We start from the raw sequence: 10,542 nt of genomic DNA, 5'->3' as shown, positions 1-10,542 counted from the left end.
GCACTTCGGGCACGTCAAGAGTTGCTGTTGCTGGTGGTGGTGTCGGCGGGGGCGCCGTCGTCGATGCCGCCGCCGTCGAGGGCGAGGTCGAGGAGGTCCTGGAGGTCCATCGTGTCGATGGACCCGCCGGTGTCGGTGTCTTCCTGACCGGGTTCCGTGGCCGGGGTGTCCGGTCCGGCGAGCCGCAGGAGGGTGTCGAGGAGTCCCGCTTCGCGGATCCGGCCCAGGGGGATGGTGGCGAGGGTCCGGCGCAGTTCCACGTCCTGCGGGTCGGTGTCGAGGTCCGCCGCGTTGGGGCCGGCGGTACCGGCGCCGCCGTCGGGGAAGAGGGCGCGCAGCAGGTGGCGGGTCAGGGCCTGCGGGTTGGGGTAGTCGAAGACGAGGCTGGACGGCAGCCGCAGGCCGACCGCGGCGCCGAGGCGGTTGCGGAGTTCGACCGCGGTCAGCGAGTCGAAGCCCAGGTCCTTGAAGGCCCGGTCCGGTGCGACGGCGTCCGCGGACGGGTGGCCGAGCGCCGTCGCCGCGTGCTCGCGCACGAGGTCGAGGAGTGCGGTGTCCCGGTCGTCCCCGGACAGTGCGGCCAGCCGGCCGAGGACCGCCGCGGACGGGTCCGCGTGCTCTGTGGTGCCGGCGGCCGCGGCCTCCTCGCGGAGTGCGCCGCGTACTTCGGGCAGGTCGGCGATGAGCGGGCGGGGGCGCGCCGCCGTGAACAGCGGTGCGAACCGTGCCCAGTCGACGGAGGCCACGGTCACCGCGGCGTCCCGGCCTGCGAGGGCACGTTCCAGGGCCAGCAGGTTCGTCGCGGGGTCCACGGGCGGCAGTCCGCGTCGGCTGAGCTGTTCCTCCGCGTCGCCCTCGGCGGCCATGCCGCCGTCGGCCCACGGTCCCCAGGCGATCGCCGTGGCGGCGAGCCCGCGGGCCGCGCGGCGTTCCGCGAGCGCGTCGAGGAAGGTGTTCGCCGCGGCGTAGGCCCCTTGGCCGCCGCTGCCCCAGGTGCCGGCGATGGACGAGAAGAGGACGAACGCGTCGAGGGAGTCGGGTGCGTCGAACAGGGCGTCGAGGTGCACGGCCCCGGCGGTCTTGGCGGTGACGACCCGGGCGAAGCCGGGCAGGTCGGTACCCGTGCCGGGCGGCTGGGAGACGCCCGCGGCGTGCACCACGGCGCGTACCGGGGTGCCGTCGGCCGCCAGGCCCGCGACGAGTGCCTCCAGCGCGTCCCGGTCGGTGACGTCGCAGGCGGCCAGGGTGACGGCCGCGCCGAGCGCTTCGAGTTCCGTACGTGCCTCGGCGGCGCCGGGCGCGTCCGGGCCGCTGCGGCTGACGAGTACGAGGTGCCGTGCGCCGCGTTCGGCGAGGCGCCGGGCGACGTGGCGGCCGAGCGCGCCGGTGCCTCCGGTGACGAGGACCGTGCCGCGCGGGGTCCAGCCGGGCTCGGGGCGGGTGCCGGGCGGGGTGGCGCGTACGAGGCGTCGTACGAGCGTGCCCGCGGGGCGGACGGCGATCTGGTCCTCGTCGCCGGCGCCGGTGAGGATGCCCGGCAGGCGGGACAGGACGCGTTCGTCGTACGCCTCGGGCAGGTCGACGAGTCCGCCCCAGCGGTCGGGGTGCTCCAGGGCGATCACCCGGCCCAGGCCCCATACCTGCGCCTGGGCGGCGCCGCCGAGCGTGTCGGTGGGGACGGCGGCGACGGCGTCGCGGGTGATGCACCACAGGGGTGCCCCGGCGCAGCCGGCCGGCGCGTCCGGGCCGGTGAGTACGGAGGTGAGGGCGGCGGTGAGGGCGAGTCCGGCGGGCACCCCCGGGTGTTCGGGGTGCGGCCGCTCGTCGAGTGCCAGGAGCGACAGGACGCCGGTGAACGGTCCGGTGGCCGTCGCGGTGGCCGCTGCTTCGCGCAGCCGTTCGTCCAGGCGGGCGCGCAGGGCGGCCGGGTCGCCGTGGGTGACGTCGAGCGGGAGGGTGAGGAGCCGGGCCCCGGCTTCGCCGAGGCGGTCGGTCACCGTCCGGATCCAGGGGTCCTCCGCGTGCGCGGCGGGTACGGCGACCAGCCAGGTCCCGGCGGCCTTGCTCCCGTCCTGGCCGGACCACGGCTGCCAGGTGACGCGGTAGAGGAGGGAGTCGGCCCGCGTCTGTGCCTGCTGGTCGCGGCGCCATGCGGAGAGTGCGGGCAGGGCGGCGCTGAGCGGCTGGTCCCCGTCGACGGCGAACTCGTCGGCGAGGGCGGCGAGGTCGGCCCGGTCGACGACGTCCCAGAACCGGGCGTCGGTCTCGTTCCCGGTGCTGCCGGCCCGCGTCACGCCGTCGTGCGCGGCGGCGGGCTCGGGCCAGTAACGCCGGGTCTGGAAGGGGTAGGTGGGCAGGTCGACGCGCTGTGCGCCGGTACCGGCGAAGTGCGCGGCCCAGTCGACGCCGACGCCCTGCGTGTGCGCCCTGCCGAGCGCGGCGATCAGCACCTCGGTTTCGGGACGGCCGGATCGCAGGACCGGTACGAAGGCCGCGCCTTCACCGGTGACGCAGTCCTGGGCGAGCGCGGACAGGACGCCGTCGGGGCCGAGTTCGAGGTAGGTGGTGGCCCCCGCAGCCTCCAGGGCGCGGATCCCGTCGAAGAAGCGGACCGCTTCGCGGACGTGGCGGACCCAGAAGTCCGCCGAACCCATCTCGTCGGAGACCAGGGCCCCGGTCAGGTTCGACACGACCGGAATGCGCGGGGCCTGGTAGGTGAGTTCCTCGGCCACCTTCCGGAAGTCGGCCAGCATGCCGTCCATGTGCGGCGAATGGAACGCGTGACTGACCGCCAGCCGCTTGGTCTTGCGGCCGGGGAAGGACTCCGCGACCGCGGTCACCGCGCCCTCGTCACCGGCTATCACCACCGACGTCGGCCCGTTGACGGCGGCAATGCTCACCCGGTCCGTCAGCAGCGGCAGGACCTCGTCCTCCGACGCCTCCACCGCGACCATCACACCACCGGACGGCAACGCCTGCATCAGCCGGCCACGCGCCGCCACCAGCGTGCACGCGTCCTCCAGCGAGAACACGCCGGCCACGTGCGCGGCGACGACCTCACCGACCGAATGCCCCGACAGGAAGTCCGGCCGCACACCCCACGATTCGAGCAGCCGGAACAGCGCCACCTCGACGGCGAACAGCGCGGGCTGCGCGTACTCCGTCCGGTCCAGCAGACCGGCGTCCGCGCCGAACAGCACTTCCCTCAGGGGCAGTTCGAGGTCCTGGAAGCGTTCGCAGACCGTGTCCAGCGTGGCGGCGAACACCGGGTGGGCCGCGTACAGTTCGCGCCCCATGCCCGGCCGCTGGCTGCCCTGGCCGGTGAAGAGGAACGCCGGCCCCCCACCGGACACCGTCCCGCGGACGACGCCCGTGGGCTGTTCGTCGGCGGCGAGGGCGGTGAGCGCGTGCAGGACGCCCTCGCGGTCGACGGCGGTGAACGCGGCGCGGTGTTCGTGGCCCGCGCGGCCGGTGGCCAGGGAGTAGGCGAGGTCCACGAGGCCGGAGCCGTCCTCGGCGATCACGGCTCGGGCCGCGGGGAGCAGTTGTGCCGCCTGGGCGCGGAGCGCCTGCGGGCTCCGCGCCGACAGGACGTACGGGACGGGTCCGGCGGCCGCGGTCGTCGGCGTCGGCCGGTCCGTGGGCTCCGGGGCCTGCTCGATGATCGTGTGGGCGTTGGTGCCGCTGACGCCGAACGAGGAGATGCCGGCCCGGCGCGGGTGGCGGGTCTCGGGCCACGCCGTGGCCTCCGTCAGGAGGGTGATGTCGCCCGCCGTCCAGTCGACGTGCGGGGTCGGCTCGTCCACGTGCAGGGTCTGCGGAAGCACGCCGTGGCGCATCGCCATGACCATCTTGATGATCCCGGCGACACCGGCAGCGGCCTGCGTGTGTCCGATGTTCGACTTGACTGAGCCCAGCAGCAGCGGCTGGTCCTCCGGCCGGTCCTGCCCGTACGTCGCCAGCAGCGCCTGCGCCTCGATCGGGTCCCCGAGCCGGGTACCCGTACCGTGCGCCTCCACCGCGTCCACCTCGGCGGCCGACAGCCCGGCACTCGCGAGAGCGGCCCGGATGACCCGCTGCTGCGAAGGCCCATTAGGGGCGGTCAGACCATTGCTCGCACCGTCCTGGTTGACCGCAGAACCCCGCACCACCGCCAGTACCGGATGCCCGTTGCGGCGCGCGTCCGACAGCCGTTCCACGAGCAGCATGCCGACACCCTCACCCCAGCCCGTACCGTCCGCCGCGCCGGCGAAGGCCTTGCAGCGGCCGTCGGGCGCGAGGCCGCCCTGGTGGCTGAACTCGCTGAACGTCCCGGGCGTGGACATGACGGTCACGCCGCCCGCGAGGGCCATGGTGCACTCGCCCTGCCGCAGTGCCTGGACGGCCCAGTGCAGGGCGACCAGGGACGACGAGCAGGCCGTGTCGACGGTGACCGCCGGGCCCTCCAGGCCCAGGGCGTAGGAGACGCGTCCCGAGACGACGCTGCCCGCGTTGCCGGTCATCACGTGGCCGAGGAGGCCGTCCAGGTCGCCGGACCTTTCCAGCTGGGCGTCGTAGCCGCCGGACGAGGCGCCGACGAAGACGCCGGCCCGGGTGCCGCGCAGCGACGACGGGTCGATGCCCGCCCGTTCGAACGCCTCCCAGGACGTTTCCAGCAGCAGGCGCTGCTGCGGGTCCATGGCGAGGGCCTCGCGGGGTGAGATCCCGAAGAAGTCGGCGTCGAAGGAGTCGGCGTCGTAGAGGAAGCCGCCCTCGAAGGTCCGGTCGCCGTCCTGCCCGGCGTACAGCTCGCCGAGGTCCCAGCCGCGGTTGCCGGGGAGTCCGGCGATCGCGTCGCCTCCGGACTCCACGAGCCGCCACAGTTCGTCGGCGCTGCGGACGCCGCCGGGGTACCGGCAGCTCATGGCGATGATCGCGACGGGGTCGTCGGCGCCGCCCGCGGCCGCCGCGGTGCCGTGCGAGTCCTGCGCGTCCGACTCGTCGGCTTCACCGAGGAGTTGGGTGCGCAGCTGCCGTGCGAGCGCCGTGGGCGAGGGGTGGTCGAAGACGAGCGTCGTGGCCAGGCGCAGTCCGGTGGCGGTGGCGAGGCGGTTGCGCAGCTCGACGGCGGTCAGGGAGTCGAAGCCGAGGTCCTTGAACGCCTTGGCGGGCTCGACGGGTTCGGCGGAGCTGTGGCCGAGGACGGTGGCGGCCTGCGACCGTACGAGGTCCAGCAGGGTCCGGTCCTGTTCGGGGCGGGTGAGGCCGGTCAGCCGTTCGGCCAGCGGGGTGCCGGCGTCGGCGCGGGTGCGGGCGGTGCGGCGTCCGGCCGGGCCCAGGAGGTCCCGGAACACGGGGGCGACGGGGCCGGGCTCGGCGGCGGCGCGCAGGGCGGCCGGGTTCAGGCGGGCGGGGACGAGGACGGGCCGGCCGGAGGCCAGCGCCGCGTCGAGCAGGGTCGTGCCGTCGGTGGCGGTGAGGGCGCCCATGCCGTGCTGTTCCATGCGGCGCAGCTGGGTCTCGTCCAGGGCGCCGGTGATGCCGCTGGCGTCGGCCCACAGGCCCCAGGCCAGGGCCGTGGCCGGCAGGCCCTGGTGGTGGCGGTACTGGGCGAGGGCGTCGAGGAAGACGTTGGCGCAGGCGTAGTTGGCCTGGCCGGCCGCGCCGAGGGTGCCGGCGATGGCGGAGAAGAGGACGAACGCCGTGACGGGTAGGTCGCGGGTCAGCTCGTGCAGGTGGAGGGCGGCGACGGCCTTCGGCCGCAGGACGGTGTCCAGGCGTTCGGGGGTGAGGGCGTCGATGACGCCGTCGTCGATGACGCCCGCCGTGTGGACCACGGTGGTGAGGGGGTGCTCATCGGGTACCGCGGACAGGATGGCGGCCAGGGCGTCGCGGTCGGCGGCGTCGCACGCGGCCCAGGTGACGTCGGCGCCCAACGCGGCCAGTTCGGCGGTGCGTTCGGTGGCTCCCGGCGCGTCCAGGCCGCTCCGGCTGAGGAGCAGCAGGTGGCGTACGCCGTGGGCGGTGACCAGGTGTCGGGCGACGATTCCGGCGAGGGTGCCGGAGCCGCCGGTGATCAGGGCGGTGCCGTTCGCGTCGATGACGGCGGCGCGGGTGCCGTCCGGGCGGGTCGTGCCCGCCTCGGGCACGAGCCCGTTTCCGGTCGTGCGGATCCGGCGCAGCCGCGGCACGTGTACGGCTCCGTCGCGCAGTAGCAGTTCCGGCTCCCCGGAGGCGAGGGCCGCCGCGAGGAGGGCCGCCCCGGCCGGATCGGACAGGTCGTGGAGGTCGGCGAGGTCGGCGAGGTCGGCGAGGTCGGCGAGGTCGGCGAGGACGAACCGGCCGGGGTTCTCGGTCTCCGCGGAGCGCACCAGCCCGCGGACGGCGGCGTTCGGCAGGTCCTCGGCGGCTTCGCCGGGCCCGGCCACCGCGCCGCTGGTCACGACGACCAGGCGGGAGGCGTCGAACCGGCCGTCGGCCAGCCAGGCCCGCACCAGGGCGAGCGCCCGCTGCGCGGCCCCGCGCAGGGTGTCCGGTCCGGGCCCGGCGGGCTGCCGGGGGAAGGGGGCCAGGACGTACGCCGGCAGGGGGGCTCCGGCGTCGAGCGCCGCGCCCAGCTCCGCCAGGTCGGCGTAGCGGGCGGCAGGACCGGATCCGGGCGCGCCCAGCACGGCCCATCCGCCGGCGGGCTCGGCCGGGGCTGCGTCGGCGGCCGGCTGGCGCGGCGGCAGCGGGACCCAGTCGAGCTGGAACAGGGCCTCGCGCAGGACGGCCGGTACCGGCTGCGGGGCGGCGGCGGGGCCGGCGGTGTACGGCTGCGGGGCCAGCAGGCCGACGGTGGCCACCGGGTCCCCGAGGTCGTCGGCGAGGTCCAGGGCGAACGTCCCGTCGGCGGCGGGCCGGATGCGGACGCGCAGGGCTCCGGCGCCCACCGCGTGCAGGGCCACGTCCGACCAGACGCTGCCGGGTCCGACACCCGTGCCGTCGGCTTCCGGGGCCGCCAGTGCGAGCGCGGTGTGCGCGGCGGCGTCCAGCAGGGCCGGGTGCAGACCGAAGCCGGCCGCCCCGGGGGCGCCCTCGGGCAGGCGGACCTGCGCGAAGTACTCGCCGTCACGGTGCCAGGCCGCCTCCACGGTACGGAACAGCGGGCCGCGCACCGGGCCGTGGACGTCGTGGGGGACGTCGCCGTCGGCAGGGGCGTAGAGGTGGCCGATGTCGACGGTCTCCGCCCCGGTGGGCGGCCAGACGGTGAGGTCGGACGGGGCGGCCGGCGTGGCGGGGGCGAGGACGCCCCGGGCGTGGCACGTCCACGCGGTTTCCGCCGCGTCCGCATCCTCCGGGCGGGCCGACACGGTGAAGGTGCGACGGCCCTGCGCGTCGGGGTCCTCGACGAGCACCTGGACCCGTACGCCTCCCTCGGCCGGCAGCGCGAGCGGTGTGCCGAGGACCAGTTCCTCTACGTGCCCGCAGCTGGCCTGGTCGCCCGCGCGGACGGCGAGTTCGACGAACGCGGCGCCCGGCAGCACGGCCGTACCGGCCACGGTGTGGTCGGCGAGCCAGGGCTGGGTGCGCAGCGAGAGCCGGCCGGTGCACAGCACGCGGCCGGAGCCGGCCAGGGTGAGGGCCGCGCCGAGCAGCGGGTGCGCGGCCGGGTCGAGTCCGGCGACGCGTACGTCACCGGCCCCGTCGGTGGGCTCCAGCCAGTAGCGCTCGTGCTGGAAGGCGTAGGTGGGCAGGTCGACGCGCCGGGCTCCGGTGCCGGAGAAGTACGCCGACCAGTCGACGGTCGCGCCGCGGGTGTGGGCGCGGGCCAGTGCGGAGAGGGCCGTCTCGGGCTCGGGCCGGCCTCCGCGCAGGGCCGGGACGAAAACGGCGTCTTCGCGGGTGACGCAGTCCTGGGCGAGGGCGGACAGCACGCCGTCGGGGCCGAGTTCGACGTACGTGGTCACGCCCGCGGCCTCCAGGGCGCGCACGCCGTCGAGGAAGCGGACGGCCTCCCGGACGTGGCGGACCCAGAACTCCACCGACACCATCTCGTCCGAGACGAGGCCACCGGTCAGGTTCGACACGACGGGGATGCGCGGGACCTCGTACGTGATCCGCTGTGCCACGCGGCGGAAGGCGTCGAGCATGCCGTCCATGCGGGGCGAGTGGGAGGCGTGGCTGACGGCGAGCCGCTTGGTCTTGCGGCCCTGTGCCACGAACCGGTCGGCGATCGCGGTCGCGGGTGCCTCGTCGCCCGTGATGACCACGGAACGCGGGCCGTTGACGGCGGCGATGCCCACCCGGTCGGTCAACAGCGGCAGGACCTCGTCCTCCGACGCCTGGACGGCGATCATGGCGCCGCCGGCGGGAAGCTCCTGCATCAGGCGGCCCCGCGCGGCGACCAGCGTGCACGCGTCGTCCAGCGAGAACACCCCGGCCACGTGCGCGGCCGCGATCTCACCGACCGAATGACCGCACAGGAAGTCCGGCCGCAGGCCCCAGCTCTCCATCAGCCGGAACAGGGCGACCTCGATCGCGAACAGGGCCGGCTGGGTGTGGCCCGTACGGTCCAGCGGGTCCGGGTCGTCCCCGAACATGACCTCCTTCAGCGGCAGTTCGAGAAGCGGGTCCAGGCGTTCGCACACGGCGTCGAGCGCGGCGGCGAACACCGGCTGGGTCGCGTACAGTTCACGCCCCATACCGGGGCGCTGGCTGCCCTGGCCGGTGAAGAGGAACGCGGTCCTGCCCTCGGCCACGGTGTCCGTGACCAGGTGTGCGGACTCCTCCCCGGAGGCGAGCGCGGCGAGGGCGGTGTCGAGGTCGGCGTCGGTGCGTCCCAGGAGCACCGCGCGGTGTTCCAGCGCGGCCCGGGTGGTGGCGAGCGAGTGCCCGAGGTCCAGGGCCGAGGCCTGGGCGGCCCCTCCGGCTCGGGCGGCGATCAGCCGGGCGGCCTGGGCGCGCAGCGCGGCGGCGCTCCGGCCCGACAGCGTCCAGGGCAGCACGGCGGGCCGGACGGCCTCCGCCGGCCCCGCGTTCCCCGCCGCACCGGCACCGTCACGACCGGCTTCGGCGTCACCGTCGCCGTCGCCGTCGCCGTCCGGGGCCTGTTCGAGGATGGTGTGCGCGTTGGTGCCGCTCACGCCGAACGCGGAGACGGCCGCGCGGCGCGGTGCCCCGGTCTCCGGCCACGCCATGGGCTCCGTGAGCAGCGACACGGCTCCGCCCGACCAGTCGACGTCGGGGGTCGGCTCGTCGACGTGGAGGGTCTGCGGAAGCACCCCGTGGCGCATCGCCATGACCATCTTGATGATCCCGGCGACGCCGGCGGCGGCCTGGGTGTGCCCGATGTTCGACTTGAGGGATCCCAGACGGAGCGGTCGGCCGGCCGGCCGGTCCTGCCCGTACGTGGCGAGCAGCGCCTGCGCCTCGATGGGGTCCCCGAGCCGGGTGCCGGTGCCGTGGGCCTCGACGGCGTCGACCTCGGCGGCCGAGAGCCGGGCGCTCTCCAGCGCCTGGCGGATCACGCGCTGCTGGGCGGGCCCGTTGGGGGCGGTCAGGCCGTTGCTGGCGCCGTCCTGGTTGACGGCGGAGCCGCGGACGACGGCGAGGACGGGGTGGCCGTTGCGGCGGGCGTCCGAGAGGCGCTCCACCAGCAGGACGCCGACGCCCTCGGACCAGCCGGTGCCGTCGGCGGCCGCCGCGAAGGACTTGCAGCGCCCGTCGGCGGCGAGGCCGCGCTGGCGGCTGAACTCGACGAACACGTCGGGGCTGGGCATCACGCACACGCCGCCGACCAGGGCGAGCGAGCACTCGCGCTGGCGCAGCGCCTGGGTGGCCCAGTGCAGGGCGACGAGGGAGGAGGAGCAGGCCGTGTCGACGGTGGCGGCGGGCCCTTCCAGACCGAGGGCGTAGCTGACCCGGCCGGACAGCACGCTCGTCGCACCACCCGTCAGGAGCAGCCCTTCGAGGCCTTCGGGGACCTCCCGCAGGTCGGCCCCGTACCCCATGGCGCCCGCGCCGATGTACACGCCGGTGCGGCTGCCGCGCACGGAGGCCGGATCGATGCCGGCCCGTTCGAACACCTCCCACGAGGTTTCCAGGATCTGGCGCTGCTGCGGGTCCATGGCGAGGGCTTCGCGCGGCGATATGCCGAAGAATCCGGGGTCGAAGAGGGTCGCGTCGGTGAGGAATCCGCCGCCGGTGTTGTAGAAGGTGCCCTTGCGGTCGGGGTCGGGGTCGGCGAGGGAGGCGATGTCCCAGCCGCGGTCGGCGGGGAATCCCGTGATGGCGTCACCGCCCTCGGAGACCAGCCGCCACAGGTCCTCGGGCGACCGTACTCCGTCGGGGAAACGGCAGCTCATCGCGACGATGGCGATGGGCTCGTGGGCGTCCTCCTCGACCTCCTGGAGGCGGCGGCGGGTCCGCCGCAGCTCCGTGGTCATCCACTTCAGGTTTTCGAGAAGCTTTTCTTCGTTCACGCCGGCCACTGGAACGTCACCTCCTGGAGAAATGCGGAATGCATACGGGAATTCGGGTGGGGAATCAGATCCGGAGTCGGATCGGGCATCGGATCGGGCA

1 protein-coding gene is annotated in these 10,542 nt (G+C 75.3%); it reads right to left on the bottom strand.

Annotation, left to right across the window (positions count from 1 at the left end; genetic code table 11):
* Positions 1 to 14: 14 nt before the first annotated feature.
* Positions 15 to 10,442, bottom strand: a complete 10,428-nt coding sequence (locus AC07B0_RS07460) for a type I polyketide synthase (protein WP_478897212.1) — start codon at positions 10,440 to 10,442, stop codon at positions 15 to 17.
* Positions 10,443 to 10,542: the final 100 nt, after the last annotated feature.

The organism is Streptomyces sp. NPDC044704 (genome assembly GCF_056433525.1).
This window is presented reverse-complemented; position numbering and strand designations above follow the sequence as displayed.